We start from the raw sequence: 26,717 nt of genomic DNA, 5'->3' as shown, positions 1-26,717 counted from the left end.
CCATCCCCATGGTTCCTATGGAAAAACTCAACGCGATCACCGAGCGCTTTCAGTATCTCGAAGCCCGCATGGCCGAAGGTCTGTCAGGGGACGAGATTGCCGCACTTGGACGCGAATATGCCGAGCTGAAGCCGGTGGTGGATGAAATCGCCCTCTATCAGCGGCTTCTTGATGATATCGCCGAGGCTGAGGCGATGATGGACGACCCAGATATGCGGGAGCTGGCCGAGGAAGAACTGCCTGATCTGCGCCTGCGTCTGCCCGAGATAGAGCAATCCATGCGGCTGGCCCTGTTGCCCAAAGACGCGGCAGATGCGCGCCCGGCAATGATCGAAATCCGCCCCGGCACGGGCGGGGACGAGGCAGCTTTGTTCGCCGGTGACCTGCTGCGGATGTATCAACGCTATGCCGAAGCTCGCGGTTGGAGCTTTGATATCGTCGAACAAAATCTGTCCGAGCTTGGCGGCGTCAAGGACGTGACGGCCCATGTGAAGGGCGAGGGCGTCTTTGCGCGACTGAAGTACGAAAGCGGCGTGCACCGCGTTCAGCGCGTGCCGGAAACGGAAAGCGGCGGGCGGATCCATACCTCGGCTGCCACCGTTGCTGTGCTGCCCGAGGCCGAGGATGTCGACATTCAGATCGCGCCCGGTGACTTGCGGATCGACACAATGCGCGCGTCTGGGTCAGGCGGTCAGCACGTGAACACGACAGATTCGGCTGTGCGCATCACCCACCTGCCCACGGGGATCATGGTGGTCAGTTCCGAGAAGTCTCAGCACCGCAACCGCGAGATTGCGATGCAGGTTTTGAAGGCGCGGCTGTATGATCTGGAACGTCAACGGGTCGACAGCGAACGTGCGGCGGACAGGAAGTCTCAGGTTGGGTCTGGGGATCGTTCCGAGCGGATCCGCACTTATAACTTCCCCCAAGGCCGGATGACGGATCACCGTATCAATCTGACGCTTTATAAGTTGGATCAGGTCATGAATGGCGATCTGGACGAGATTGTGGACGCCCTGACTGCAGAAGCCCAAGCAGCGCAACTTGCGGATCTGGACGCGTGACGACGGGGTCCGTGCTGCTGGCCGGTGCTGTGCCGCGATTACGGCAGGCGGGGATTGAAGATCCGGCCCGCGACGCGCGCATATTGTTGGCCCATGCGCTGGATGTGGATCGCAGCCGCCTGACAATGGTGCTGCATGACGATGTTACCGCGGATCAGACATGTGCGTTCGAGCGGGCCATCGAGGCCCGCCTCAATCGCCAGCCCGTCGCTCAAATCGTCGGTCAGCGCGCTTTCTATGGGCGGGAATTCATTGTGACCCCCGACGTGCTGGACCCGCGCCCAGATACCGAGCTTCTGGTCGATCTGGCTTTGTCTGGGCCATTTCGATCAGTTTTGGATCTTGGGACAGGGTCTGGCTGTATCCTATTGTCTTTGCTGGCTGAATGCCCTGGGGCAGTTGGGCAGGGGGTGGACGTGTCAGACAAGGCCGTATCCGTCGCAAAACGCAACGCAATGCAGCTTGGCGTTCAGGATCGTGTCGTGTTTCACACTGGCAGCTGGTTTGGCCCGCTTGGCGATGAGGCGCAGTTTGATCTGATTGTATCAAATCCGCCTTACATCACCCAAGATGAGATGGGTGATCTTTCCCCTGAAGTCCGCGAGTGGGAGCCGCATATGGCGCTGACGCCGGGCGGGGATGGGTTGGATGCGTATCGGCAAATTGCCCGAAACGCGCCAGATCACTTGGTGCAGGGCGGGCGGTTGTTGCTTGAGATTGGATACCTGCAAGGTCAGGCTGTGTCCGAACTTTGCCGCAGCGCAGGCTTTCGGGATGTCAGTGTTCATCAGGATCTCGCGGGAAAAGATCGCGTTGTCGCCGCTGCGGGGTTTTCGGGTCCGTAACCTTTAGGCTGTGTCATTGACCACAGGTTATGATGCAAAACATTGCCAAATCTGGCAAAGTTTCCACATAAGGCTTGTGTTTTGTCCAGCCACATGGTTAGCAAGGGTATCAGCGCTGCAGTCCCAACGGACCGCCGCTGAGAGCAAGCCCTAAAAATCGGATCATCCGGCTGTGAAGCAGCCAATGACCGAGACAACAGCGCGGCACGCGCCGCAAGACTGTGCTGAAATCGGATACATTATATGAGATCGTCGAAATCACGTTCGCGCAACAAGTCGAACCGCAACCGGAACAACCCGGGAAACATTATCAACCGAGTTTTTGACAGCTCGGGCCCCGAGGGTAAGGTGCGCGGGACGCCGCAGCAGATTATCGACAAATATAACCAGCTGACCCGCGATGCGTTCCTGTCGAACGACCGTGTGGCCGGAGAGAATTTCCAGCAACATGCCGAGCATTACACCCGTCTTCTGGGCGAAGCTCAGCGCGAAATTGAAACACGCCGCCAGCAGGCTGATCAGCAAAATCGCGAGCGCCAGCAACGTGACAAGGGCGCACGTGCCGACCGGGCTGATGCATCGGCCAATCCCACACCAGAGCAATCCGTGCCGGGTGAAGGCGATCAGCCCGATCTGGGGCAGGCCCCTCAGCCTGAAGTGGCTGAAACAAGTGACAATGGATTGGTCGAGACGCCGGAAAGCAAGCCACGTCGACAGCCCTCGCGTGCACGAAAGCCGCGCAAACCTGCAGCTCGCAAAGATGATGCAGCCTCGACAGATGCTGCGCCAGCTCCTGTGGCCGAGGCTTCTGACCCTTCGGGGGAGGCTGCTGAATAAGTGGCCTGACAGTGGAAACCAAAAAGCCCCGGCACTGCCGGGGCTTTTTGGTTTCTATGGGAAGCGTTTAGTCCGTTCCGCGATAAGGCTCGACATATTGAAGGGCCATATCCCAAGGGAAGAAGATCCACGTGTCTTGGCTAACTTCCGTAATAAACGTATCCACCTGCGGGCGGCCTTTCGGCTTGGCATAGACCGTGGCGAAATGCGCTTTGGGATACATATCACGTACCAGTTCAAGCGTTTTGCCGCTATCGACCAGATCGTCGATAATCAGAATACCCTCGCCATCGCCCATAATCGTCGCGTCAGGTGCTTTCAGCACTTCGGCTTCGCCTTGCGACTGATGGTGATAGGATCGAACCGAAATCGTATCGACGGTGCGGACATCCAATTCGCGGCTCACGATCATCGCCGGGGCCATGCCACCGCGGGTAATTGCGACAATCGCGCGCCATGCGCCGTCATCCGGCCCCTGTCCGTCCAGACGCCAAGCCAGCGCACGGCTGTCACGATGAATTTGATCCCAGCTGATGTGAAAGCCTTTTTCATGCGGAAGACGATCGCTCATGGCATGCGCTCCTTACTTGCGGCCGGTGGTCACGTCGATGTCGGGGGCGTCGACGGCTTTCATACCAACCACGTGATATCCCGCATCAACGTGATGGGTCTCGCCGGTTACACCAGATCCCAGATCCGACAGCAGATACAAAGCAGAATTGCCGACATCTGTGGTGGATACATTGCGACGCAGGGGCGAGTTCAGCTCGTTCCACTTCAGGATATAGCGGAAATCTCCGATACCCGACGCAGCCAATGTCTTGATCGGGCCAGCCGAGATCGAGTTGACGCGGATGCCGTCTTTGCCCAGATCCTCGGCCAGATAGCGCACGGAAGCTTCAAGAGCAGCCTTCGCAACGCCCATGACGTTATAATGCGGCATTACCTGTTCGGCCCCGTAATATGTCAGCGTCAGCATCGAGCCACCATCGGACATAAGATCGGCTGCGCGGCGCGCCACAGCGGTGAAGCTGTAAACCGAAATGTCCATGGTCATGCGGAAATTCTCGGGGCTGGTGTCGACGTAACGGCCACGAAGCTCGTTTTTGTCCGAGAAACCGATGGCATGAACGATGAAGTCCAGTTTGCCCCATGTTTTTTCCAGCTCGGCAAACAGGGTGTCGATCGACCCCTGATCAGACACATCACATTCCAGCACAAGGTCAGACCCAAGCTGATCGGCCAAAGGCACCACGCGCTTCTTCAGCGCCTCACCCTGATAAGAGAATGCAAGCTCGGCCCCGGCTTCGGCGCAGGCTTTCGCAATTCCCCATGCAATGGATTTATCATTCGCGAGACCCATAATCAGGCCGCGCTTTCCCTTCATCAATTCGGTCGACATAAATATTCCTCGTCCCGCGATACTGCGTTAAGACCGTTTATGCGATTGACGGTACGTCTTCAAGTCCGGCATGGCGCTATGTGCTTGTGAAAGGGCGGGATTTGGCCCACCTATTTTGGGTGCTAATGCGATTATGGTCCGAGTGAAAAGGAATACAAATGCCTGAACGTGACGGAATATTTGAAGGCGAAGACCCGTTTGCCATTGCCCGCAATTGGTTGGCCGAGGCAGAGAAATCGGAGTTGAACGACCCCAATGCCATCGCGCTGTCCACGGTCGATGCTGATGGAATGCCGAACGCGCGGATGGTGTTGTTGAAAGATATTGAGGATGATGCGTTCGTCTTCTACACGAATTATGGATCAATCAAGGCACAAGAGATTGAGCAGGTGGGAAAGGCCGCTTTTGTCATGCATTGGAAATCTCTGCGCCGGCAGATTCGGGTGCGAGGCACCGTGACCCGGGAGGACGGAGCGCTGGCGGACGAGTACTTTGCTTCGCGGTCGCTCAAAAGCAAGTTAGGAGCGTGGGCGTCTCGACAAAGCCAGCCTTTGTCATCCCGCGCGAGCCTTATGGCGCAAGTCGCGAGAGCAACAACACAGCATGGTGCGTATCCGAAACGCCCTGAGTTTTGGGGTGGATATCGGCTTCGACCCAGCGAAATCGAGTTCTGGGCAGACGGCGCTTTCCGCCTGCATGATCGGTTCCGGTGGACGCGCGAGGCAGATGGCTCAGCATGGCAGGTAACGCGCCTGAATCCTTGAAAATAAATTACTTACAAGAAATACCTATCCAAAAATACAGGGCGTTGGGGCTTGCGTCACCCGAGTAAACACACCAATAGTGTAGCGGGGTAGGTAATTGCTAGAGGTTGATATGGCGCAGATCGGCGACGCTCGCGTTTCAGATGTTGTACATGGTCAGGTAAAGTGGTTCGACCCGAGTAAAGGGTTTGGATTCGTTGTTTCGAACGAAGGCGGAGCAGATATTCTGTTGCATGCCAATGTGTTGCGTAACTTTGGTCAAAGTTCAGTTGCTGATGGTTCTAGCATCGAGATCATGGTTCAAGCCACAGATCGCGGTCGTCAGGCTGTTAGTGTACTGTCGATTTCTCCCCCTGAAGGCGAGAGCGTCCAGCAGTTGGAAGAACTCGCTGATGGTTTGGTTGACCCTGATAGCATCGGTGAAATGGAGCCAGCTCGTGTGAAGTGGTTCGACAAGGCAAAAGGGTTCGGTTTTGCCAATGCCTTCGGCAGCTCAGCCGATATTTTTGTGCATGTCGAGGTGCTTCGTCGCTCGGGCTTGGCAGATCTTCAGCCGGGCGAAGCAATCAGCATTCGCGCGGCTGATGGCAAACGAGGTCGGATGGCCGTGTCTGTACATGCGTGGGATGCTGCAGTCGAAAGCGGATCAGAGGCCTGATGATCCCGCGGTCTACAGGTGCTGTCGCCCTCGGACTGGCTGCTTTTGTGAATTCATCGGCTGTACTTGCCGCAGAATGTACGCGGGATCGCGTCAGCCTACGCGGCCCTTGGGGGCAAGCGGCCTTTCGTGTCGAAGTTGCTGATGATCCGCAAGAGCGTGCGCAGGGGTTGATGTTCCGAGAAGAGATGCCCATGACACATGGGATGCTGTTTCTGTTTGAAATCGCACAGCCAGTCAGCTTTTGGATGAAAAATACACTGATTCCATTGGACATGATTTTTGTGCAATCGGACGGGACGATATCACGAGTCCACCATAACGCCGTCCCGCATGATCTTACTTCGATTGACGGAGGGCGCGGGGTGATCGCTGTGCTGGAAGTGAACGGTGGGATGGCCGAGCGTCTTGGCATCTCGGAAGGCAGCGAAATGCAGCATTTATCACTTGATCAGTCTATCGCGCTGTGGCCATGCGACGGAAATGTATCAGATTAATTTCCCAGCTGCACATTTTGTGCTGTTTCGGTCTTTTCATTGCCAGAACAGATCGGTAAGGAGGGGGCGTTCGGGGCGTAGCGCAGTCTGGTAGCGCACCTGTTTTGGGTACAGGGGGTCGCAAGTTCGAATCTTGCCGTCCCGACCACTTTCCTCCTGTATAAATATCGCGCTGTAAGCTTCCACGGGTTCGTGGAGTATACGGAGCGCCATGATTGCCCGATCTGCCAACTGTTTGAGGTGTGTCCACAAAATGTGAGTCGCCTTGAGAGATGATCAAACACGCGCGCTTGGCACCATTTTCCCCTATATGAAAACAAATTCGAATGTTCATGTTGCCAATTCTCCGCAATCGCCGCCGATCGGGGCAAAACGGTGAAACGTGTGACGTCGCTTCAAGTTGAGTCTTCTGATCCTCACCTAACGTATCTAAATTTCTAGCAAAAGCACGGCTCGCCCTTAGGTGGTTTGGCGCTGGGAATCAATTCTTGCAGAGCTGGGGTCACGTTTCCAAATACCGTCAATAGAAAAGAGTTGGGGATATCTCAGTATTTGTCGTTGACCTAATAGGGCCGACTACGCCAGATTGTGGGGGCTAGTCAAAAGGGCCACAATATATAGTGGCTTGCGGGACGGCGCAGGGGAAAGCTTCGATGACGGAAGTAAACAAGGTGCGGCACTTTGTTGTGCGCGGCGGCCAACGCTGATCCTTTGCCTGCTCTCTCGCGAATCCGACCAGCAAAGATTTGACCGAAGCGGGCAGGTATCGCGCATCCGAAGGTTGCGGGGAACCACTTAAGGGACTGGACAGGGCACAATGAAGATTGAACGCAAATTCACAAAAGCAGGACAAGGCGCTTATTCCGAGCTGGACTTCAATACGACGTCTTCGGAAATTCGAAACCCGGATGGCACCATCGTATTTAAACTCGACGAATGCGAAGTTCCCTCGAGTTGGAGCCAAGTGGCATCCGATGTGATTGCGCAGAAATACTTCCGCAAGGCTGGCGTCCCCGCTGCACTGAAGAAAGTAAAAGAAAAAGACGTCCCCGAGTTTCTGTGGCGCTCGGTTCCTGATGACAAGGCGATGGCGGATCTGCCTGAAGACGAACGTTTTGGGGGCGAAACCTCGGCGAAGCAGGTGTTTGATCGTTTGGCGGGCGCGTGGGCGTATTGGGGTTGGAAAGGTGGTTACTTTACCACCGAAGAAGACGCCCGTGCCTATTTCGACGAAATGCGTCACATGCTCGCCAGTCAGCGCGCTGCGCCCAACAGCCCGCAATGGTTCAACACCGGTCTGCATTGGGCATACGGCATTGATGGTCCAGCACAGGGCCATTATTATGTCGACCACAAGACCCGCAAGCTGACCCGCTCTAAATCCAGCTATGAACATCCGCAGCCGCATGCCTGCTTCATCCAGTCGATCGGTGATGATCTGGTGGGCGAGGGCGGTATCATGGATCTTTGGGTCCGCGAAGCACGCCTGTTCAAATACGGCTCGGGCACCGGCACCAACTTCTCTTCCCTGCGCGCAGCCCAGGAACCACTGTCGGGTGGCGGCAAATCCTCGGGCTTGATGGGCTTCCTGAAGATCGGTGACCGCGCAGCTGGCGCGATCAAATCTGGTGGCACCACACGTCGCGCAGCCAAGATGGTGATCGTTGATGCGGATCACCCGGATATCGAGGAATACATCAACTGGAAGGTCAAGGAAGAGCAGAAGGTGGCCAGCTTGGTTGCTGGATCGAAGATGCATGAAGAGCATCTGAACCACATCTTCGCTGCCATTCGTGCTTGGGATGGGAAAGAAGAAGACGCCTATGACCCGAAAACCAACGAAGGTTTGAAAAGTGCAATTCGGGCCGCCAAGAAGGTGGCAATACCTGAAAACTACGTCAAACGCGTGTTGGATTATGCAAAGCAGGGCTTTGGCTCGATCGAATTCCCGACCTACGATACTGACTGGGATTCAGAGGCTTACGCCACCGTTTCAGGGCAGAACTCGAACAACTCGGTCCGCGTGACCGACAGCTTTCTGAAAGCCGTTGAAGACGACGCTGACTGGGAACTGATCCGCCGCACCGATGGCTCGGTTGCCAAGACCATCAAAGCGCGTGATCTGTGGGAGCAGATTGGCCACGCTGCGTGGTCCTGTGCCGATCCGGGCATCCAGTATCACGACACAGTAAACGCGTGGCACACCTGCCCGGAAGATGGGGCAATCCGCGGATCGAACCCGTGTTCGGAATATATGTTCCTGGATGACACGGCCTGTAACTTGGCGTCGATGAACCTGCTGACTTTCCTGAAGGATGGCACGTTCCAGGCCGAAGACTATATGCATGCGACACGCCTGTGGACCATCACGCTGGAAATCTCGGTCATGATGGCGCAGTTCCCGTCGAAAGAGATCGCGGAATTGTCTTATGTTTTCCGCACCTTGGGGCTGGGCTACGCGAATATTGGCGGTCTGCTGATGAACATGGGCTATGGGTATGACAGCGACGAGGGTCGTGCGCTTTGTGGTGCGCTGACCGCGATCATGACCGGCGTGTCCTACGCCACCTCGGCTGAAATCGCCGGAGAACTTGGCGCCTTTGAGGGCTATGAGCGCAACAAAGATCACATGCTGCGCGTGATCCGCAACCACCGCAACGCCGCATATGGGGCAAGCGAAGGGTACGAGGATCTGGCGGTGAAGCCGGTTCCGCTGGATCTGAAAAACTGCCCCGATGCCAAGCTGGTTGATCTGGCCATGGGCGCGTGGGACGAAGCCTATGCGCTGGGTGAAAAGCACGGCTATCGCAACGCGCAGGTGTCGGTGATCGCCCCCACTGGCACCATCGGTCTGGTGATGGATTGTGACACAACCGGGATCGAGCCGGACTTCGCGTTGGTCAAGTTTAAGAAACTGGCCGGTGGCGGTTACTTCAAGATCATCAACCGTTCGGTGCCCGCAGCGCTTGAAAAGCTGGGCTATGACAGCGCGCAGATCGAGGAAGTCATCGCCTATGCCGTCGGCCACGGCACCATGGGCAATGCACCTGCGATCAACCACACCACGCTGATCGGCCATGGTTTTGGTCAGAATGAGATCGAAAAGATCGAGGCGGCGCTTTCGTCGGCCTTCGACATCCGTTTCGTGTTCAACCAGTGGACACTGGGCGAGGAGTTCTGCACCAACGTTCTGGGCATCCCGACCGAAAAGCTGAACGATCCCGAGTTTAACCTGCTGCGTCACCTTGGCTTTACCCGTCAAGACATCGAAGCTGCGAATGATCACGTACTGGGCACGATGACGCTGGAAGGCGCGCCTCACCTTAAGGAAGAGCACTATAACGTCTTCGACTGCGCCAACCCGTGCGGTAAAAAAGGCAAGCGTTTCCTGAGTGTTGACAGCCATATCCACATGATGGCGGCGGCACAGTCGTTCATTTCGGGCGCAATCTCGAAAACGATCAACATGCCGAATGACGCGACGATCGAGGACTGCCAGAAGGCGTACGAGCTTAGCTGGTCGCTGGGTGTGAAGGCCAACGCGCTGTATCGCGATGGATCGAAGCTCAGCCAGCCTTTGGCAGCCGCTTTGGTCGAGGATGATGAAGAGGCAGAAGAAATTCTGGCGTCGGGTTCGGCCCACGAAAAAGCCGTGACACTGGCCGAGAAGATCATCGAGAAAGTTGTGATCAAAGAGGTCGCTCGCGGACGCGAGAAGCTGCCGGAACGCCGTAAGGGGTATACCCAGAAAGCCATCGTGGGTGGTCACAAGGTTTACCTGCGCACCGGCGAGTACGAAGATGGCAATCTGGGCGAGATCTTCATCGACATGCACAAGGAAGGTGCTGGCTTCCGCGCGATGATGAACAACTTTGCCATCGCCGTGTCGGTTGGCCTGCAATATGGCGTTCCGCTTGAGGAATTCGTAGACGCCTTCACCTTCACCAAGTTCGAACCGGCGGGCATGGTTCAGGGCAACGACTCGATCAAGAACGCGACGTCGATCTTGGACTATATCTTCCGCGAACTGGCCGTGTCCTATCTGGACCGCACCGATCTGGCGCATGTGAAACCGCAAGGCGCTGCATTCGATGATCTGGGTCGTGGTGAGGAAGAAGGCGTATCCAATGTTCAGGAGCCGTCCGAAAGTGCCGCAACCAAGTCATTGGAAGTGCTGAAACAAATCAGCTCGACAGGGTATTTGCGTAAGCGCCTGCCGCAAGAGCTAGTGGTGCTGCAAGGTGGTGCTGAAGCGGGGGGAACAGCGCTTGCGGGTACAGATCCGGTCGCAACGCTGAATACTTTGGTGCCGGAAACCGCCGGTGGCGACACCGCCGTGGTCGACACAGCGGTGACCGAGGCTTCGGTATCGACCGGGACGGTGAATTCCATCGATGCGCGGACCAAAGCCAAGATGCAGGGCTACGAGGGGGATCCTTGTGGTGAATGCGGAAACTATACGCTGGTGCGCAACGGCACCTGCATGAAGTGCAACACTTGTGGGTCGACCACGGGCTGTAGTTAACGCTTTCGTCTGGGCTGCTGTGTCCCAAGTGGCAGCCCGGACAAGGTTAGGGTGGGTTCCGGGGGATGCCCGCCATCCTGACACGGGGCAGGTGCGCTTGCCCCAGACACAGATAGGGCCGCAGGCAATAAATACCGGGCGGTACCAATGAAGAGCCCTATCGGTGAAACTGGGGTGTCCTTGGGCACTCCATTTTTCTTTGATGGAGGGTGTAACTGCGAGCTTCCAATCTGTTTGGGGCTGGCTGGTGGCGTGTGAAATTCAATCTCCGATCGAGGCTCTTTTTTCGAATAATTGTTTGTGATCACATTTTGGGAAGGTCAAAGCGAATGTGCAGTAGTGCTATGCGTTCGCCAATGATGTTGTGCGGTGTGGAGCTTACTTCTGTTTGATCCGTACAAACCAGTGTCGCACCGGGGCGAACGACGGCATTTTGCGGGGATCTCAGCCTCGAACTGCCTGAACACGTTGAGCTCTTCTGCATTGCGGGTGCGTGCAGGCGTTCTGGTGATCGGAGACGGCGTTGCAAATACCACAAGCGGATCTACGAATTCGAACGCGCTGGCGAGACCTAACTCCGTGGGCTGTAAACTGGCCGAATTTTGCGCATGCGATCAGACAATATCGCCGAGAAAACCGTGCAGGATTTGGAGGGCTACCCTGAGCGGTGGGGATGGCGGAGCTTAATGCGATTTTGGGTGGTGAGGGGAGTACTTACAAGGCGCGACCTGTCTTCGTGGTCTCTGCGATTCGAGCCTTCAGGGACTTTTTTAGAAGACGCCGTAACTTGCAGCCACGAACAGGATTGATGCATTCGATCCACGTGATCTGTCCCTCAAGCTTCATCCGAAACGCCAAGTCATCAAGTCGCAGATCTGTGGGTAGGCGACAGGCATGAATCACGGCTTTAAGGTGATCAAACTTCTCGCGGCTGATATTCAGGTGCTGATTGACGACGATCCCAGTGACGCTTTGACGCCCACCTCTGGGCATGACCCGTGTTTTTGCGGGATTCGGGGCAAATCCCTCGTTGCGCAAAATACGTGGGACTTGTTGAAGCAGCGGATGTGTAATCCCCACATCCCCGGAAAAGCTGATATCGTCGGCATAGCGGCTATAGTTGGCACCAAGTCGCGTTGCCAATCCCGATAGGCGGCGATCAAGCGTAAATGCGACTTTGTTGGACAAGGCGGGGGATGTCGGGGCGCCCTGCGGAAGATGTGGGTGTCGGAACTGTTGGCGTTCGGGCGCTTGCAGCCGATTCAGAATACGACTGGGCGTCACATTGGTACAGATCGCTGTCAGAAAGCGGGCTACGCTCTCGGGGTATCCGAGGCATCGAAACAGCCCAAAGATGCGTCCCGCACCGATCGACGGAAAGAAGTTTTTGACATCGAAACCCACCACGACCTGCTCGCCGACATGGCGCGTTGCGCCAGACATGCAATTGCGCCCTTTGGTAAAGCCGAACGCCTCGTCATGGTCTGGCACATGGGCCAGAATGCCCCGCAATATCTGGGCTTGCGCTGCTTTCAGGCGCTGTTTTGGGGCTTCGATCAGCCGTGAGGCGCCGTTTGATTTCGGGTGAATGTGATAGTGGTAGTGATTTACCGCCATCTCGTTATGCGCCTCGTGCCGTTTCTGAGGATCCGCGAGATAGTTCAGTTGATCCGTTGGTATCAACAGCCAGTCGGCCAGATCTTCCAACGTCGGGATCTGTGGAAGATCCAATGATGCAAGCGCGCCGATTGGCATCATCTGCGGCGGGGTCAGGTTTGCGGCGGGCCAGACATTGTAACGAACGCAGTGTGCCTTAATGCGGGGGAATTCATCCGCGTTGCGCAGTGTTCGCGCGATCTGCTTGATTGGCGGGGCGTATGGTCCTGGATGTATCCGAAGCAGTTTTTGGCTGATTGCTTCGGCCTGTGTGTGCAGGGGAGCGGGCAAATGTCTGCAAAGCGACTGAGTGATATCTTGAACTGACCATGGACCAGTCAGCCTGGTTGCCAGCAAAAGCGCTAGGTGTTGGTCGTTCATATGTCGCTCGTGCCGCTCCATCGTCAGGCGCAACGTACAACTCAAGCCAATCTCGGTCTTGCGTCACCTGTGCTGGGCGAAGCCCAGTGTCGGTGATGCCGTGTATGCAGAGGTCATAGGTAAAGTTGGGGATGCCCCAACCTGCTTGATTCATTGAGAAAACAAGCGGTCCTTGAGTTGCCGTTGCTGTCGCGACAATGAAACATTGCTTTGCGAATTCCAAGGGCTGATTTCAGCTTGTGGTGGTGTATGGTGCCAGCGACGTTGGACAAGCAAATTTTGGCCGGCCCGACGGCGATCTGCCCCTGATCCAGCCAAAGCCTTTGAGCGCTCTGTTCCAATCGTTGAGATGCTGGCCTGATGCGCTTCTCGGCGAACAATCTGGCAGTCAGAAATTTGGTGGAACTGAAGGCTTTTCCCGATGAAAAGGGCGACAGCTAGGCGAGCTCTTTCCAGGACGCACGCAGGTTTTGGGGGTGTCTTAGACAAGGCAGAGCTTATTCGGCCCGCTTCCCAAACCACATCCGGCGGAATAGGTGATCTTTGCGGATGAATTGGTGATAAGCCCAGCCTAGCAGGTGCAAAGCAACCAGCAAAAGCAACAGGTTGGCGATTAACCCGTGGGCTTGGCGCGCTGTTAAGTCTTTGAAATCTAACGGGAGTGTCGCAGCTGAACTGCCAAAGGAGATTGCGAATAGATCTGCTGACAAGGCAAGGCCAAGACCACTTCCGACCATACCGAAGATCAGCAGATATAACCCCCAATGTGCCAGCTTCGCCCCAAAGTTTAGCATAGCGTGGCCTGCATCTGCTTCGGGCGGTGTCTGGGTGCTGAATCGTGTGATCAGTCGAATGATCATCAACGTCCCGATGACTATTCCCCAGATCATGTGACCAGCCAGTGCAAAGATCTTGTCGGGATCTGAGTTCTCAAGTTCGGCAAGTGCAGGGCCGCCCACCAGCAAAGCCAGAAGTACCATCAGCGCGACGATCCAGTGAATTGAGACGAGAAGAGGATGATATCGTTTCATGTTTAGATTCCCAGCTATTTTGCGAACAATCTGTATCATTCGCTGCTGGGATAAAGTTACGTGGCTTGCGATAATACATAAACATCACATAATAGAACATATCGTTATATAAGTGTAACATGAGCTTGGACATCAAAACCTCCGATTGGGAGCATCTGCCCTTCTTTCTCGCACTCGCAAGAGCAGGAAGCCTGCGGGCAGCGGCAGAATTGCTGAATACCAGTTATGGTACCGTCAATCGCAACATCAGCGCGCTGGAACACAGCTATGGCGCGCGCCTGTTTCAGCGTTCGCAGCGTGGGTTTTCTCTGACCGAGTTTGGAGAGAGATTGCTTCCCATAGTCGAAGAAATCGAAAAAAGCATTGGCTCTGCACGAAAACGGGTTGAAGGGATGGACAAAAGTGAAGCTGGCACCATCCGGTTCACGCTGACGCCAACGCTTGCCTATGATGTAATGGCACCAATCATTGGAAGATTTCATGCGAAATATCCGGGGATCGACATTGATCTAAGCCTAAACCGCAATATTGAGAGCATTCCAAATAACGAAGCTGATGTGTCGTTGCGTGCTGCTGAAACAGTAAATGATGATGTGATCGCTCAGAAACTGTTTCGCCTGAAACTTGGGGTCTATGCCAGTGAACGATATGTGCATGATCATGTGGCGCGATTCAGCGAACGGGGAGAGGGGTTGAATTGGATCGGATATGACGAGGATGCGGACGGGTCACAAGGCGCGCATCCGTTTCCGCTTGCGCGAAATCGGCACCGGGTGCGTGATGGTTTTATGCGGGCCTGTCTTATGGAACAGCATTGCGGCATGTCATATATGCCAACCTTGACCGAACAAACCTTTCCAACTTTGTGCCGGGTGCCGGGAACCGGCCTGTTTGATGGCCCTTGGCTGTGGATCTTACTGCATTCTGACCTGCAAAAAACCGTGCGCGTACGCCGTTTCGTGGATTTTCTTCGGCAAGAGCTTTTGTCACTCAATCGTGCACTGTGAGAGGTCGCAGGGATTCCGATGGGGACGAGTGGTAGGCCCGGAGGGATTTGAACCCCCAACCAAAGCGTTATGAGCGCTCTGCTCTAACCGTTGAGCTACAGGCCCACTGTTTCTCTCGGTGCCGCTATAGCTAGCAAACTGGCCGCCAGCGTCAAGCGGGGCGTGGACTCTTAGCGTGCCTTAAGTTATCGGATGCGCAGATTTCTTTAGGCGCCATCTGGGGGATAGACATGAGCGACGGCAAGAACGGTATTACCTATGCGGATGCAGGCGTGGACATCGACGCGGGCAACGAACTTGTCGAGCGGATCAAACCCGCAGCGAAACGCACCAATCGTCCGGGCGTCATGGCCGGGCTTGGCGGCTTCGGTGCACTGTTTGATCTGAAAGGCGCTGGCTTCAAGGACCCGGTTCTGGTCTCGGCCACTGACGGTGTGGGCACGAAGCTGCGCATCGCGATTGATACCGGCAATGTGGACACGATCGGCATCGATCTGGTGGCCATGTGCGTGAATGACCTTGTGTGCCAGGGCGCCGAGCCTCTGTTTTTCTTGGATTACTTTGCAACGGGCCGTCTGGAAACCGACAAGGCCGCGCGGATCATTGAAGGCATTGCCAAGGGCTGCGAGCTGTCGGGCTGTGCGCTGATCGGTGGCGAAACGGCTGAAATGCCGGGCATGTATGAAGACGGCGACTTTGACCTTGCCGGCTTCTCGGTCGGCGCGATGGAACGCGGTGAAGAGTTGCCCAAGGGCGTGCGCGAAGGCGATGTTCTTCTCGGACTGGCTTCGGACGGCGTGCATTCAAACGGCTATTCACTGGTACGCAAACTGGTCGAGGTCTCGGGTCTTGGGTGGGATGCGGACTGTCCGTGGGATGCGGATATCACGCTGGGTGAAGCCTTGCTGGCACCGACACGCCTGTATGTCCGTCAGGCGCTAGATGCCGTACGGGCAGGGGGCGTGCATGCTCTGGCCCATATCACCGGCGGCGGTCTGACCGAAAACCTGCCGCGCGTATTGCCTGAAGGCCTGGGTGCGTTGGTTGATTTGGACGAATGGGCGCTGTCGCCTGTCTTCAAGTGGCTGGCAGAAGCCGGCGGGATGGACCAAGCTGAAATGCTGAAGACTTTCAACGCGGGCCAAGGCATGGTGCTTGTCGTTGATGCGCAAGCCGCGCAACCGCTGACCGATCTGCTGACCAAAGCAGGCGAGACTGTGACCCAGCTGGGCCGTATCCAAAAGGGCGAGGGCGTCAGCTATCTGGGATCGCTCGCGTGAGCGACAGCCCGAAGAAACGGGTCGCCATTCTGATTTCAGGGGGCGGCTCGAATATGGTGACGCTGGCCAAGTCCATGACTGGCGATCATCCGGCGCGTCCGTGTCTTGTGCTGTCGAACGTGCCGGATGCCGGTGGCCTTGCCAAGGCCCGCGAGATGGGCATTCCCACCGCTGTTGTTGATCACCGCGACTATAAAGGTGATCGCCCGGGATTCGAGGCTGCCTTAAATGCGGCTCTTGATGGCGCCACGCCCGACATCATTTGTCTTGCTGGCTTCATGCGTATTCTAACCGAAGGCTTTACCGGGTATTGGGCGGGGCGCTGCCTGAACATCCACCCGTCGCTTTTGCCGAAATACAAAGGGCTGCACACCCACCAGCGCGCGTTGGATGCGGGCGATAGTGAAGCAGGCTGTTCTGTGCACGAGGTCACTGCCGAACTGGATGGCGGCCCGATCCTTGGACAGGCACTTGTGCCGATCGAGCAGGGCGATACTGCGGACACATTGGCCGCACGTGTTCTGGTGCAAGAACACAAGCTTTATCCACAGGTTTTGCGTCGATTTGCCGAGGGTGACAGAACCCCGATTCTGCTGCCCTAGCGTCGCGATGCGCGCGTGACCTTGCGCAAGGCTTCCCTTTCGGGCCGTTTCCTCGTAAACCCGTGCGCAGCCGACATTTGGCGCGTAAAGAGCAGGTATAAATATATGATCACGATCACGACGACCGAAGCGCTGGAAGAATTTTGCATCCGCGCGACTTCGCACCCCTATGTGACCGTTGATACCGAATTCCTGCGCGAACGCACCTATTACTCAAAACTGTGTCTGATTCAGCTGGCGGTGCCGGGCGATCAGGAACAGGATGCAGTGCTTGTGGATCCTCTGGTCGAGGGCCTGTCGCTGGAACCGCTTTACGAGCTGTTTCGCGATGAGCGCGTTGTGAAAGTCTTCCACGCCGCTCGCCAAGATCTGGAAATCTTCTTTGTTGATGCCAATGTCTTTCCGCGCCCTCTGTTTGACACGCAGGTGGCTGCGATGGTCTGCGGCTTTGGCGATCAGGTGGGCTATGAAACCTTGGTGCGCAAGATTGCGCGCGCGCAATTGGACAAATCCAGCCGGTTCACGGACTGGTCACGCCGCCCGCTGACCGATGCGCAAAAGAATTATGCTCTGGGTGACGTCACCCATCTGCGCGGCATCTATGAATATCTCGCAGACGAGCTGGCAAAAACGGGCCGCGCCCATTGGGTTCAGGAAGAACTTTCAGGCCTGACCGATCCAGCGACCTATACGATTCATCCGGAAGATGCGTGGAAGCGCCTGAAAACACGCACGAATTCCGGCCGCTTCCTTGGTGTCGCGAAAGAGCTTGCCCGCTTTCGCGAAGGCTATGCCCAATCGCGCAATGTGCCGCGTAACCGGGTTATGAAAGACGACGCGCTGCTGGAATTGGCCTCGACTAAGCCCCGCAATCTGCAAGAGCTGAACCGGTCGCGCTTGCTGCTGCGCGAGGCGCGGAAGGGCGAAATTGCTGAGGAAATCCTGAAGGCGATTGCCGCTGGATTGGACCTGCCGCAGGATAAGCTGCCCAAAGCGCCCGATCGCTCGAAAGAGAAGCTGCAAGTAAACCCAGCGCTGGCGGATCTGCTGCGCGTGCTTCTAAAGGCGCGGTGCGAGCAGGAAAAAGTGGCGCAGAAGCTGATCGCCTCTGCTGCTGACCTAGATGCTCTGGCGGCTGGAAAACGCGATGTCGCGGCCCTGATGGGGTGGCGTGCCGAAGTATTTGGTGATGATGCCCTGCGCCTGTGCGAAGGCAAGCTTGCGCTGGCGGCCAAAGGCCAGCGCGTGGAAGTTTTTGAAGTAAAATAAGGGCTTAGCGACGGGCCGATTGAGTGTTGTTTGCGCCAACTACGCGGATGGTACGGACACCTCGCAGCTTGGTATCAGACACAAAACGTCCGACATAGACATCGCGCTGCCGAGGTCGCCCGGTTTCGGTGCGGTAGTAGGGTTCGGTAATGCGAAACATATAAGTCAGGGTTCCATTTTCCGGACGTTCAAAGTTCTCGGGCACCAATTCAGCATTCCAATACCCCAAACGCGGTGGCAAGCCTTTGGCGCGAATGATTGCACCGCCTTGGGTGCGTAGAACCTGAAGTTCGACAACATCAGCTACCAAGCCACGATTTTCCTGTTCATCCAGAAAGCCGCCCTCGGGAATCACAGCGACCTCTTTAACGCCGCCGGACCGGAACCAACCCAGAGGGTTCAGGTTCGCACTTCCACCACAGGCCGTCAACGCAAGCAAAGACGCGGTCAGCAGGGCAGGGGCTGCAATTCGGCGGAAAATCATGTCGGCTCCTTTATCTATGCCCCAAGGGTTAGCCCAAGTTGCGGGCTTTGAAAAGACAGCATCCGCCACAAGGCTGGACGTTTTCCGCTACAGCACTTAGGTCAGGGACAAAGACGAAAGGAATACCCATGACTAGCCCTGCATTTGAAGAGATTGTCGAAGACTTTGCCTTCCTCGAGGATTGGGAAGACCGCTATGCGACGGTGATCGACATGGGAAAAGCGCTGCCGGATATGGATGTGGCTCTTAAGGTGCCCGCCACAAAGGTTGAAGGCTGTGCCAGCCAGGTCTGGTTGCACCCGGAAATCGAAGAAGGCCGTTTTCGCTTCTCGGGTGACAGCGATGCGATGATTGTGAAAGGGTTGATTGCCGTTCTATCTGCGCTTTACACCGATCAGCCCTTGTCCGAGGTCGCACAGATCGATGCCCCATCCGAACTTGCCCGCCTTGGCCTAAATGAACACCTGTCGTCGCAGCGTTCCAATGGTCTGCGTGCCATGGTCGAGCGCATCCGCCAATACGCATCGGAAGCGGTATAGCGCCTCTTTTTCTTGTCCAAAATATCCCGGGGTGAATGCCGCAGGCAGAGGGGCTGCGCCCCTTCAGGCTCACGACGTGAGCCACCGACCCAATATCAATGTTGCCCGCGCAATGCGGCTTCTAGATCACCATAGCCGGTAAACCGCCGCTCATAGGCCAGCCCCAGCCGCTCTGCCGCCGCTTCCGCCAATTTATCCAGTTCTGGATTGTTGGTCTGTGCCAGGTACATGACCTTGGTATAGTGGCCGAAATACATGTCGCGCAGTTGTGGGTGTCGATCCAAGCCCAGTGGCTTGATCACGAAATTCTCAAACCCGCGCGCCAAAAAATCTGTCAGATAGAACACGTCAATTTCGCCATCAGTGCGCGTGGTGAAGGTATCATTGCCCTCGAAGAACGAATAGCAATGCGGCCCGCGGATCATCTCAATCCCCATCTCGGCGCATAGCGTTTCAAGCTGCCCACCTGTGCCGCAATCCGCATAGGCCAGAAAGATCTGATCGAAATCAGCGCGATGCTTTTCGACGGCCTCGCGCACGGCGTTGGGGATCTTTTCGGGGGCGTTGTGCAAAATGGCGGGCAGACAGGTCAGGCTCATGTGATCCCAGCCATTCACGCGGATCAGGGCCAAAATCTCATTCGCCAAAGCCCCACATGCCAAGATTAGGACAGAGCCAGCGCCGTGCTGTACTTCTAGCCCGTTATGAGTCAGCACCTCATCGTTCAGCGTCATTTGTCCCGCTCCGCTGTCAGCGCACGCCATGCGATCGACGCCAGCATAACCAAGGGCAGTAGCGCCATTGCCACTTGCCCATTCAGCTGCCCAGCAGAGGCTGCCCAGCCGGCCACAGCAACAGTCAGGCCGCCAGCAAGGATCACCATAGTGATCAAAAAAATGAAACGTGTTTTGCTCATGATCTTCATGTGGGGTCAGGAACGAAAATGAAAAGGCCCCGCCGTATGGCGAGGCCCGAATTCTTTGGGATCATCCCGAAATCGGATCAGCCAGCGGCGATCTGATTGTGCTTGCGCGACATGAAGTCTTTGGCTGTTTCAACCGCGACGGCTGCGTCACGGCAATACCCGTCTGCGCCGATGGCCTTGCCAAATTCTTCGTTCAGCGGCGCGCCGCCAACCAAAACGGTATAATCGTCACGGATGCCCTTTTCGACCAGCGTATCGATGACCACCTTCATGTATGGCATCGTGGTGGTCAGCAGGGCCGACATACCAAGAATATCGGGCTCTTCTTTTTCCAAAGCTTCCAGATAAGCTTCGACAGCGTTGTTGATTCCGATGTCGACAACCTCGAACCCGGCGCCCTCCATCATCATCGACACAAGGTTCTTGCCGATGTCGTGGATGTCGCCTTTTACAGTGCCGATCACCATCTTTCCCATGCGCGGTGCACCGGTTTCGGCCAAAAGCGGCTTCAGGATGGCCATGCCGGTTTTCATCGCGTTGGCGGCCAGCAGAACTTCGGGGACGAACAGGATGCCATCACGGAAGTCGACGCCGACAATGGTCATGCCGCCGACCAATGCGTCGGTCAGGACGTTATAGGGCTGCCAGCCCCTTTCAAGCAGGATATTGACGCCTTCTTCGATCTCTTCTGCGAGACCGTCGTAAAGGTCGTCATGCATCTGTTGCACCAACTCTTCATCATTGAGTTCGCTCAGGATGATATCTTCTTCTTGATCAGACATGTGCGTCTTTCCCTGGCTGGAGGTCTGTTTCATCTTCCCTAATGCGCCAAGAAGGCGCACCGGGTCTGGACAATTTGCGACATGGAGTGCCCTGTCACCGACGCTAAGGCAAATGAATATTCTGCGTGTTTATTGTGAATTCCATTTGATTGTTCTGCAAATGTTCCTATCCTTGAGGGATGGATGATATGGGTTCCGACAAAATTGATGCAGATATCCGACGCGGGCGGGGCGCGGTAACCAATCGGGCTGGTCGATTCGAAGAATTTCAGCGTGAACGCGTCGATGATGGCTGGACGGAAGAGCCCTTGCCACCCTTTCGCACCGAGGTTTCGATCGAACAGCCCAGATCGGTGATAACGAAAAACAGCTCTCCTGATCTGGCTTTTGACCGGTCGCTGAACCCGTATCGCGGCTGTGAACATGGCTGCATATATTGCTATGCGCGCCCGACGCATGCATGGCTGGGTTATTCTGCTGGGTTGGATTTCGAAACGCGCCTGATCGCACGGCCAGACGCGGCGGTTTTGTTAGAAAAAGAGCTGCGGCGAAAATCCTATCAGGTGGCGCCCTTGGCCTTGGGAACCAATACCGATCCTTACCAGCCAATCGAAGGGCAGTATCAGATTACGCGACAGGTGTTGGAGGTTCTGGAACGCTTTCAGCATCCTGTCTTGATCATCACCAAGGGGGCTTTGATCGAGCGGGATGTGGATATCTTGTCTCGGATGGCGGCGAAGGGTCTGGCGCAGGTGGGAATTTCGGTCACGAGCCTACAGGCAGATTTGTCCCGCAGGATGGAACCACGGGTGCCAAGCCCCGCAAGGCGGTTGAGGATGATCCGGACATTGTCTGATGCTGGCGTGCCGGTCCGTGTCATGGCGTCACCCGTCATTCCTGGCCTGACTGATCACGAACTGGAACCCATTCTAGAGGCTGGGCGCGATGCCGGCGCGATCGCAGCGACGTATATCCTGTTACGCCTTCCAGGCGAGGTTTCTGATTTGTTTCAGGACTGGCTCGAGGAGCATTATCCAGACCGGGCCCAACGCGTCATGAACCAGATGCGTGAGATGCGGGATGGGCAGGACTATCAGTCCGGGTTTGGCGAACGATTTGTTGGGCGCGGCGTGGTGGCCGAGCTTCTAAAGCAACGGTATCAGAAAGCCTGCCGACGATTGGGGGTGACCAAAACGCTGCCAGACATGCGTTGTGATCTGTTTGTGCCACCGTTGGCAGCGGGCGATCAGCTGAGCTTGTTTTAGAGCGTCTCGGCGTGGTGTGAAGGCGTTGCCATGTAAGGATACGCGCGGTGCCTTTGGGCGTCGCGGGCTTTTCGTGCGCAGCTTGCCCAAGTAGATCTTGAAACGTTTTAGATCCAGAGATCTGGACCTGCGCCTGCGGCGGGCAGGGGCGCACGCTGCGCGTGCGCCTGATCTGTGTAATCGCCGTGGAGATCAGCCGCGACGGCGACGTGTGCGGCGCGCGGGTTGGCCAGCGTCGTCGCCTGTACCATCCGACGCCGACGAGAACCCACCAATCGCTTCCGAGATCTGATCCAATGTCGGGCGCGTGCCACTTGCTGGCCGGGCCTCAAGCGCTTCACGCATCGACCGCAGATGTTCTGGGGTGGTTCCGCAGCAACCGCCGATGATCTTGGCGCCACAATCGCGTGCCAGAACCGCATAGTCGGCCATCAATTCAGGTGTGCCATCATAGTGGATATGACCGTCCACATATTGCGGGATTCCGGCATTTCCTTTGGCGATGATCGGGCGCTCAGACCCTTGGGCCGCGAAGCCCAATACGGTGCGCAGAAGATCTGCCGCGCCAACACCGCAATTGGCCCCGAAAGCCAACGGTGGGTTGGGCAGAGATTCGACCATTTTCGCCAGATCGGCCGAGGTCACACCCATCATGGTCCGGCCTGCTGTGTCAAAGCTCATCGTGCCGCACCAAGGCATGCCCGCCAGTTCAGCCGCACGTGCAGCGGCCTTGTATTCTTCGGGGGCCGAAATGGTTTCAACCCACAGCACATCCGCGCCTCCCTCTTTCAGACCTTCGGCCTGCTCGTGGAACATCTCAACCGCGCTGTCGAAAGTCAGAGATCCCATCGGTTCCATGATATCGCCTGTCGGGCCAACCGATCCGGCGACGATGACAGTGCGCCCGGAGGCGTCGGCCACTTCGCGTGCCAATTCCGCGCCGACGCGGTTCAGCTCGCCGACGCGATCCTGCGCGTCATGCAGCTTTAGGCGCGAGGCATTGCCGCCAAATGTGTTGGTCAGGAAAATGTCCGATCCTGCGTCAACCGGGCCACGATACAGCGCACGGATGTTGTCGGGTTTGTCGACATTCCACAGTTCCGGGGCGTCACCCGACACAAGTCCCATGTTGAACAGGGTTGTGCCTGTGGCGCCATCCGCCATCAGCCAGTCGCGTTCGTTCATCAGTTTCGTCAGGGCATCAGTCATGGGTGTCTCCGTTCACCGCTGGTCTGGGCGCTAACTGCCATGGAATGCGCGGCGGTGCAAATGCAATGCGCTCATGTTGCGTTTGAATGGCGTTCATTGTTGTGATGCCCGGTGCAGACCAGTAGCGTGGACTTGGCACACAACTTCAAATCAGCTTAAGCGGTGGTTCGCGCACTTGCGTTTAGCTGCCAGTCTGCACCTTGCGGCAGATTTCGCGTGTCACATCCAGTGCGCCGAAGGCTAGGGCGGCACGCGTCGGGGCCGCAGCATAGAGCGTTTCCCATTGGGGTGCGAAGGCTGTCTTGAACTGCCGCAGTCCTGCGGCCCCGCTGATGTGATCCAGCTTCTGGCGGGTCTGATGGAAAACCCATGGTTCGTTCTTTTGATCATCCAAAGGGACAGCCGCAAGTGACAGCCGTGTACAGCCCTGACGTGCCGCTTGGGTAATGGCGAATGTCAGCAACGCATGCATCGTGCCATCTGGTGCATCCGCGCGCATGCGCATCAGGTCCAACGCCTGCTCTGAGAGGTTTTCATGTAGGGTCAAGAACCCAACAAGCTGGCCCTCTTTTCGGGCAAGATAAACGCGCGCGTGAGGCAGTTGGTCAGGGTGCCAAGACCCCATCGAAAACCCACGCTCGCCGCCGCGCATGCGCTGCCATTCTTCAGCAATTTGGTGCATTTCAGGCAAAGGCAGTTCAGCGCCAGCTTCGCAGATGATTAGGCCTGCGGCATCGGCTTGGCGCAGCTTGCGGCGCAGTTGGCGCTTTGCCGATCCGTCCAGAGTAAACGTGGTTGGATTGATCCAGCCTTCGCGTGCAATCGGAAGGATCTGCCATCCCGCACGTCGCGCAGCGGCTGCCCAACGGCCGCCTGCTTTGTACAGGAAGGGGGTCAGAAAACTGCGCCTTGCGATTGCCTGCACATCCGCAAGCAGATCTTTGCGGTTTATTGCCTTGGACAGTGGGTCAGATAGAACCAGCAGACTTTGACCCGAGGCCGCCGCCATCGCCTTGGGTTGCCCGTGGGACGTGGTTAGAAAGGACAGACGTCCATGGCGCAATAGACCAGCTTCGGCCCTCGGGGCTTCGGCGACGGTTTTTGCCACATGGGCTGGCAGGTTCGGTGTTTTGATCAGCCGGGTCAGTGTCGGCCTGCTGGCGCCATGGTCGGTCTGCCGATCTGTTCGCGGCCCCCGGATGGTTACAACCGCGGCGATCAAAGCGGGCAGCACATAATAGATCGTGCGAAAGGCCAGGATTGCCGCCAAAAGTGGCTCGGCCTCGAGCGCGGGCAAAAGGGCGAGCAGCGTAACCTCGAACGCTCCCATGCCGCCGGGCGCACTGCTGATCAGGCCAGCGCCTAGCGCCAACAGATAGGCGGCAATCAGGGGCAAAAGGGCGCAGTCGCATCCATCGGGAAGAACCATCCACAACGCCGTACCCGCCGCGGCCGTGTCGATCAACGCTAAAGCCAGGAACGCGCACATTGCCCGCAAGGATGGAATATGCAGTGAGGACATGAAGGATGGCCGCAGGACGGACAGGCCAGCAAATAAAGTGGCGCCGCCCAATACGGCCCAGGCGACCCAGCCCGCCCATGGCAATGTCATAGGGACGGTCAAAGCGACCAGCGACGCCACAACTGCCCAAGCCGACAGGAATGACACTGCCACAATGGCTGAAATCTGCATTGCCTGCATCAATGACAGCTTGGGCAACATGCGCCAGCGCACGAAAGCGGAAGAAATGACGCCAAGACCGACGGTCTGCGACAGGGCGATGGCGGTGATGCCAGCGCGCTCGGCCGCCTTATCAGTGACATCCGAACCGATCAAACGATGGACAACCCCATCATATTTCCCCAAGGCCCAAAACGAGATGGCCGAAAACAGGGCAGCCCCAAGCCACTGCAAAGGGGAAACCGTTTTCAGCGACGCATAGATATAACCAAAGTCCAGCCCGCCCGCGCGTTGCCACAGAAGCACGACCAGCCCGAAGGTCAGACCGATCGGAAGCAGCTGGCGCAACGCAGCGCGGCGCAGGTCCATCCCGTTTTCGGCCCCCCGTGCAAGCGCTGTGGACAACCCACGTTTGGCCGATCCACTTGTTGTGTCTTTTGCCTGTTTCATCACCACAACGACCCCGCAACGCGCCCCCAGAAAACTGATGACCAGCATCTAAAAATCTGCCGAAGGAAGTCTTAACATCTCCAACTTTAAGGATTTTTTGGATGATCTTGTACAGGGTTAACGCAAACAGCCCTGAGGTGCCAAAAAGGCGCGCCCTTCGAGCACGCCTTTTCGTTCGTTTAGATTTTGAAGCGAAACTTAGGCTTCGTTCATGATCTCGGTCTTGGCCTGTGCCAGAAGTTCGGCCCGTTTGGCGCGAACTTCGTCAGCGGTGACGCTGCTGAGGTCGCCGGTGACTTTGCGGACCACATCTTCGTGGCCAGGTTCTTCGAAATCCGACGTGATGACTTCACGGGCATAGGCTTCGGCGTCGTCGCCGGTCTTGCCCATCTTCTCGGCGGCCCAAAGGCCAAGTTTTTTGTTGGCACGGGCATCTGCCTTGAAGATCATTTCTTCGTCATGGGCAAATTTTGCTTCAAATGCGCTTTCGCGATCGTCAAAGGTGGTCATGGTGTTCCCTTTTAACCAGTCGAGGTCGAGATCGGCGGGATTCAGGCCATAAACCTGTCGCCGTGTTCCTGTCTGATATGCCAATCGTAGGCGCGCATCGCAACCCCGCTAGCGCTCTCAAGGCGGTGATTTCCTGTATTTGTTGTTTCCTCGAGGATTCAGGGGGCGATATTCTTGCCCCACTAGGGCCTTTCGCTTATAGGGCGGGCAACGGCGGAGTCGCAGTCGGGCAGGGGGCCCGGCCTGCGCAGGCCCGCCAAACCTGATGCGGGGGACCACATGGCACGGCGCAAGAAGCTTTATGAAGGCAAGGCAAAGGTTCTGTATGAAGGCCCCGAGCCCGGAACCATCGTTCAGTATTTCAAAGATGACGCCACTGCGTTCAACGCTGAAAAGAAGGATGTGATTGACGGCAAGGGCGTGTTGAACAACCGCCTGTCTGAATTCTTCATGAACGGCCTGACACAAATCGGTGTCCCGAACCACTTCATCAAACGCCTTAATATGCGCGAACAACTGGTACGCGCGGCCGAAATTGTGCCGCTGGAAGTGATCGTGCGCAATTATGCTGCTGGATCCATGGCAAAACGTCTGGGGATGGAAGAGGGCACCCGGCTGCCGCGCCCGATCGTCGAGTTTTCGTACAAAGACGATGCGCTTGGCGATCCGCTGGTGCCCGAAGAATACATTATCGCTTTTGGGTGGGCGTCGCAGCAAGACATGGATGATATCGTTGCCATGGCGTTGCGTGTGAACGATTTCATGTCGGGAACTATGTATGGCGTCGGCATCAAGCTGATCGACTTCAAAATCGAATTCGGGCGCGTTTACGACGGCGATTTCCAGCGCCTGATCGTCGCCGATGAAATCAGCCCCGACAGTTGCCGCCTGTGGGACATCGAAACCGGTCAGAAGCTGGATAAAGACGTGTTCCGTCACGACCTGGGCAGCCTGAACGACGCCTATACCGAGGTTGCGCGGCGTCTGGGGGTTCTGCCCTCGAACGTGACCCACGCCGCCACTAAACCGACCCTGATTAACTAAGGAAGTGTAC

At 56.6% G+C, this 26,717-nt stretch carries 25 protein-coding genes and 2 tRNA genes; 15 read left to right on the top strand and 12 right to left on the bottom strand.

All coding sequences use genetic code 11. From position 1 onward, the window contains the following. The first annotated feature begins 8 nt into the window (after nt 1-8). The 3 genes from prfA to FIL88_RS07240 all read left to right on the top strand — a co-directional run bounded on the left by prfA (nt 9) and on the right by FIL88_RS07240 (nt 2,746). Complete coding sequence (gene prfA / locus FIL88_RS07250) at nt 9-1,064, top strand: peptide chain release factor 1 (RefSeq protein ID WP_142853491.1); 1,056 nt, start codon at nt 9-11, stop codon at nt 1,062-1,064. After that, nucleotides 1,061-1,909, top strand: coding sequence for a peptide chain release factor N(5)-glutamine methyltransferase (gene prmC / locus FIL88_RS07245; protein WP_142853088.1), 849 nt, complete (start codon nt 1,061-1,063; stop codon nt 1,907-1,909). The genes prfA and prmC overlap by 4 nt, the downstream gene beginning before the upstream one ends. 243 nt (nt 1,910-2,152) lie before the next feature. After that, on the top strand, nt 2,153-2,746 hold the full coding sequence (locus FIL88_RS07240; protein ID WP_142853087.1) for a DUF4167 domain-containing protein: 594 nt from the start codon (nt 2,153-2,155) through the stop codon (nt 2,744-2,746). 67 nt (nt 2,747-2,813) lie between these two features. Here FIL88_RS07240 and gpt read toward each other — a convergent pair whose 3' ends face one another. Both gpt and fabI read right to left on the bottom strand, forming a co-directional pair. After that, entirely contained in the window at nt 2,814-3,317 is a 504-nt protein-coding gene (gpt, locus tag FIL88_RS07235) for a xanthine phosphoribosyltransferase (RefSeq protein ID WP_142853086.1), read from the bottom strand. Between the two features lie 12 nt (nt 3,318-3,329). After that, nucleotides 3,330-4,148 (bottom strand): enoyl-ACP reductase FabI, encoded by an 819-nt coding sequence (gene fabI, locus FIL88_RS07230; RefSeq protein ID WP_142853085.1) that lies wholly within the window; start codon nt 4,146-4,148, stop codon nt 3,330-3,332. Nucleotides 4,149-4,306: 158 nt separating this feature from the next. Between fabI and pdxH the strand changes: the two genes are divergently transcribed. From pdxH to FIL88_RS07205, 5 genes are all read left to right on the top strand, one after another. Continuing rightward, nucleotides 4,307-4,912 carry a pyridoxamine 5'-phosphate oxidase gene (gene pdxH / locus FIL88_RS07225; protein WP_142853084.1) on the top strand — a complete coding sequence of 202 codons (606 nt, stop codon included), beginning with the start codon at nt 4,307-4,309 and terminating at the stop codon, nt 4,910-4,912. 112 nt (nt 4,913-5,024) lie between these two features. Continuing rightward, on the top strand, nt 5,025-5,570 hold the full coding sequence (locus FIL88_RS07220; protein WP_142853083.1) for a cold-shock protein: 546 nt from the start codon (nt 5,025-5,027) through the stop codon (nt 5,568-5,570). Beyond that, the gene (locus tag FIL88_RS07215) at nt 5,570-6,067 is read left to right on the top strand and encodes a DUF192 domain-containing protein (protein ID WP_142853082.1); all 498 of its coding nucleotides are present in this window, start codon (nt 5,570-5,572) and stop codon (nt 6,065-6,067) included. Before FIL88_RS07220 ends, FIL88_RS07215 begins: the two co-directional genes overlap by 1 nt. A gap of 71 nt (nt 6,068-6,138) precedes the next feature. After that, nucleotides 6,139-6,215: transfer RNA gene (locus tag FIL88_RS07210), tRNA-Pro, on the top strand. Between the two features lie 669 nt (nt 6,216-6,884). Beyond that, entirely contained in the window at nt 6,885-10,592 is a 3,708-nt protein-coding gene (locus FIL88_RS07205) for a vitamin B12-dependent ribonucleotide reductase (protein ID WP_142853081.1), read from the top strand. 714 nt (nt 10,593-11,306) lie between these two features. Here FIL88_RS07205 and FIL88_RS07200 read toward each other — a convergent pair. Beyond that, entirely contained in the window at nt 11,307-12,539 is a 1,233-nt protein-coding gene (locus FIL88_RS07200) for a reverse transcriptase family protein (protein ID WP_185960872.1), read from the bottom strand. Nucleotides 12,540-13,126: 587 nt separating this feature from the next. Next, a complete protein-coding gene (locus FIL88_RS07195; RefSeq protein ID WP_142853079.1) occupies nt 13,127-13,660 on the bottom strand; it encodes a cytochrome b in 534 nt (177 codons plus the stop codon). Nucleotides 13,661-13,779: 119 nt separating this feature from the next. Here FIL88_RS07195 and FIL88_RS07190 point away from each other — a divergent pair, with 119 nt between their 5' ends. Then, on the top strand, nt 13,780-14,667 hold the full coding sequence (locus FIL88_RS07190) for a LysR family transcriptional regulator (protein WP_221931130.1): 888 nt from the start codon (nt 13,780-13,782) through the stop codon (nt 14,665-14,667). 29 nt (nt 14,668-14,696) lie between these two features. Here FIL88_RS07190 and FIL88_RS07185 read toward each other — a convergent pair. Then, nucleotides 14,697-14,772 (bottom strand) — tRNA-Ile (locus FIL88_RS07185). A gap of 125 nt (nt 14,773-14,897) precedes the next feature. Here FIL88_RS07185 and purM point away from each other — a divergent pair. The 3 genes from purM to rnd all read left to right on the top strand — a co-directional run bounded on the left by purM (nt 14,898) and on the right by rnd (nt 17,818). After that, entirely contained in the window at nt 14,898-15,947 is a 1,050-nt protein-coding gene (gene purM / locus FIL88_RS07180) for a phosphoribosylformylglycinamidine cyclo-ligase (RefSeq protein ID WP_142853078.1), read from the top strand. Further along, nucleotides 15,944-16,549, top strand: a complete 606-nt coding sequence (gene purN / locus FIL88_RS07175; protein ID WP_281281291.1) for a phosphoribosylglycinamide formyltransferase — start codon at nt 15,944-15,946, stop codon at nt 16,547-16,549. Before purM ends, purN begins: the two co-directional genes overlap by 4 nt. A gap of 105 nt (nt 16,550-16,654) precedes the next feature. After that, on the top strand, nt 16,655-17,818 hold the full coding sequence (gene rnd / locus FIL88_RS07170) for a ribonuclease D (RefSeq protein WP_142853077.1): 1,164 nt from the start codon (nt 16,655-16,657) through the stop codon (nt 17,816-17,818). Nucleotides 17,819-17,822: 4 nt separating this feature from the next. Here the strand turns inward: rnd and FIL88_RS07165 are convergent, their stop codons facing one another. Next, nucleotides 17,823-18,302 carry a hypothetical protein gene (locus FIL88_RS07165; RefSeq protein ID WP_142853076.1) on the bottom strand — a complete coding sequence of 160 codons (480 nt, stop codon included), beginning with the start codon at nt 18,300-18,302 and terminating at the stop codon, nt 17,823-17,825. 128 nt (nt 18,303-18,430) lie between these two features. Here FIL88_RS07165 and FIL88_RS07160 point away from each other — a divergent pair, with 128 nt between their 5' ends. Continuing rightward, complete coding sequence (locus FIL88_RS07160; protein ID WP_142853075.1) at nt 18,431-18,841, top strand: SufE family protein; 411 nt, start codon at nt 18,431-18,433, stop codon at nt 18,839-18,841. 95 nt (nt 18,842-18,936) lie between these two features. Here the strand turns inward: FIL88_RS07160 and FIL88_RS07155 are convergent, their stop codons facing one another. The 3 genes from FIL88_RS07155 to FIL88_RS07145 form a co-directional block, all read right to left on the bottom strand. After that, entirely contained in the window at nt 18,937-19,575 is a 639-nt protein-coding gene (locus FIL88_RS07155; RefSeq protein ID WP_142853074.1) for a DUF1638 domain-containing protein, read from the bottom strand. Then, complete coding sequence (locus FIL88_RS07150) at nt 19,572-19,757, bottom strand: hypothetical protein (RefSeq protein ID WP_142853073.1); 186 nt, start codon at nt 19,755-19,757, stop codon at nt 19,572-19,574. Before FIL88_RS07150 ends, FIL88_RS07155 begins: the two co-directional genes overlap by 4 nt. A gap of 86 nt (nt 19,758-19,843) precedes the next feature. Continuing rightward, on the bottom strand, nt 19,844-20,548 hold the full coding sequence (locus FIL88_RS07145) for a corrinoid protein (protein WP_142853072.1): 705 nt from the start codon (nt 20,546-20,548) through the stop codon (nt 19,844-19,846). 188 nt (nt 20,549-20,736) lie between these two features. Between FIL88_RS07145 and FIL88_RS07140 the strand changes: the two genes are divergently transcribed. Continuing rightward, nucleotides 20,737-21,813, top strand: coding sequence for a PA0069 family radical SAM protein (locus FIL88_RS07140; protein ID WP_246066636.1), 1,077 nt, complete (start codon nt 20,737-20,739; stop codon nt 21,811-21,813). Nucleotides 21,814-22,005: 192 nt separating this feature from the next. Here FIL88_RS07140 and bmt read toward each other — a convergent pair whose 3' ends face one another. The 3 genes from bmt to FIL88_RS07125 form a co-directional block, all read right to left on the bottom strand. Then, nucleotides 22,006-23,022: a betaine--homocysteine S-methyltransferase gene (bmt, locus tag FIL88_RS07135; protein ID WP_142853070.1), complete on the bottom strand. Its 1,017-nt coding sequence runs from the start codon at nt 23,020-23,022 to the stop codon at nt 22,006-22,008. Nucleotides 23,023-23,203: 181 nt separating this feature from the next. After that, entirely contained in the window at nt 23,204-25,201 is a 1,998-nt protein-coding gene (locus FIL88_RS07130) for a phosphatidylglycerol lysyltransferase domain-containing protein (protein WP_142853069.1), read from the bottom strand. A 150-nt stretch (nt 25,202-25,351) separates the two neighbouring features. After that, on the bottom strand, nt 25,352-25,663 hold the full coding sequence (locus tag FIL88_RS07125) for a DUF1476 domain-containing protein (RefSeq protein ID WP_142853068.1): 312 nt from the start codon (nt 25,661-25,663) through the stop codon (nt 25,352-25,354). Nucleotides 25,664-25,942: 279 nt separating this feature from the next. Between FIL88_RS07125 and purC the strand changes: the two genes are divergently transcribed. Next, on the top strand, nt 25,943-26,707 hold the full coding sequence (purC, locus tag FIL88_RS07120) for a phosphoribosylaminoimidazolesuccinocarboxamide synthase (RefSeq protein ID WP_142853067.1): 765 nt from the start codon (nt 25,943-25,945) through the stop codon (nt 26,705-26,707). Nucleotides 26,708-26,717 lie beyond the last annotated feature (10 nt).

The sequence above is a fragment of the Aliiroseovarius halocynthiae genome, from assembly GCF_007004645.1.
Lineage (GTDB): Bacteria > Pseudomonadota > Alphaproteobacteria > Rhodobacterales > Rhodobacteraceae > Aliiroseovarius > Aliiroseovarius halocynthiae.
Note: the sequence above shows the minus strand (reverse complement) of the source record. Positions and strands in the feature narration are given on the sequence as shown.

Bases quoted from the DNA above. Each gene is read 5' to 3' on its own strand.
- prfA (WP_142853491.1), top strand. From the start codon at position 9: ATGGTTCCTATGGAAAAACTCAACGCGATCACCGAGCGCTTTCAGTAT.
- FIL88_RS07240 (WP_142853087.1), top strand. From the start codon at position 2,153: ATGAGATCGTCGAAATCACGTTCGCGCAACAAGTCGAACCGCAACCGG.
- gpt (WP_142853086.1), bottom strand. From the start codon at position 3,317: ATGAGCGATCGTCTTCCGCATGAAAAAGGCTTTCACATCAGCTGGGAT.
- fabI (WP_142853085.1), bottom strand. From the start codon at position 4,148: ATGTCGACCGAATTGATGAAGGGAAAGCGCGGCCTGATTATGGGTCTC.
- pdxH (WP_142853084.1), top strand. From the start codon at position 4,307: ATGCCTGAACGTGACGGAATATTTGAAGGCGAAGACCCGTTTGCCATT.
- FIL88_RS07220 (WP_142853083.1), top strand. From the start codon at position 5,025: ATGGCGCAGATCGGCGACGCTCGCGTTTCAGATGTTGTACATGGTCAG.
- FIL88_RS07215 (WP_142853082.1), top strand. From the start codon at position 5,570: ATGATCCCGCGGTCTACAGGTGCTGTCGCCCTCGGACTGGCTGCTTTT.
- FIL88_RS07205 (WP_142853081.1), top strand. From the start codon at position 6,885: ATGAAGATTGAACGCAAATTCACAAAAGCAGGACAAGGCGCTTATTCC.
- FIL88_RS07195 (WP_142853079.1), bottom strand. From the start codon at position 13,660: ATGAAACGATATCATCCTCTTCTCGTCTCAATTCACTGGATCGTCGCG.
- FIL88_RS07190 (WP_221931130.1), top strand. From the start codon at position 13,780: ATGAGCTTGGACATCAAAACCTCCGATTGGGAGCATCTGCCCTTCTTT.
- purM (WP_142853078.1), top strand. From the start codon at position 14,898: ATGAGCGACGGCAAGAACGGTATTACCTATGCGGATGCAGGCGTGGAC.
- rnd (WP_142853077.1), top strand. From the start codon at position 16,655: ATGATCACGATCACGACGACCGAAGCGCTGGAAGAATTTTGCATCCGC.
- FIL88_RS07165 (WP_142853076.1), bottom strand. From the start codon at position 18,302: ATGATTTTCCGCCGAATTGCAGCCCCTGCCCTGCTGACCGCGTCTTTG.
- FIL88_RS07160 (WP_142853075.1), top strand. From the start codon at position 18,431: ATGACTAGCCCTGCATTTGAAGAGATTGTCGAAGACTTTGCCTTCCTC.
- FIL88_RS07155 (WP_142853074.1), bottom strand. From the start codon at position 19,575: ATGACGCTGAACGATGAGGTGCTGACTCATAACGGGCTAGAAGTACAG.
- FIL88_RS07150 (WP_142853073.1), bottom strand. From the start codon at position 19,757: ATGAGCAAAACACGTTTCATTTTTTTGATCACTATGGTGATCCTTGCT.
- FIL88_RS07145 (WP_142853072.1), bottom strand. From the start codon at position 20,548: ATGTCTGATCAAGAAGAAGATATCATCCTGAGCGAACTCAATGATGAA.
- FIL88_RS07140 (WP_246066636.1), top strand. From the start codon at position 20,737: ATGGGTTCCGACAAAATTGATGCAGATATCCGACGCGGGCGGGGCGCG.
- bmt (WP_142853070.1), bottom strand. From the start codon at position 23,022: ATGACTGATGCCCTGACGAAACTGATGAACGAACGCGACTGGCTGATG.
- FIL88_RS07130 (WP_142853069.1), bottom strand. From the start codon at position 25,201: ATGCTGGTCATCAGTTTTCTGGGGGCGCGTTGCGGGGTCGTTGTGGTG.
- FIL88_RS07125 (WP_142853068.1), bottom strand. From the start codon at position 25,663: ATGACCACCTTTGACGATCGCGAAAGCGCATTTGAAGCAAAATTTGCC.
- purC (WP_142853067.1), top strand. From the start codon at position 25,943: ATGGCACGGCGCAAGAAGCTTTATGAAGGCAAGGCAAAGGTTCTGTAT.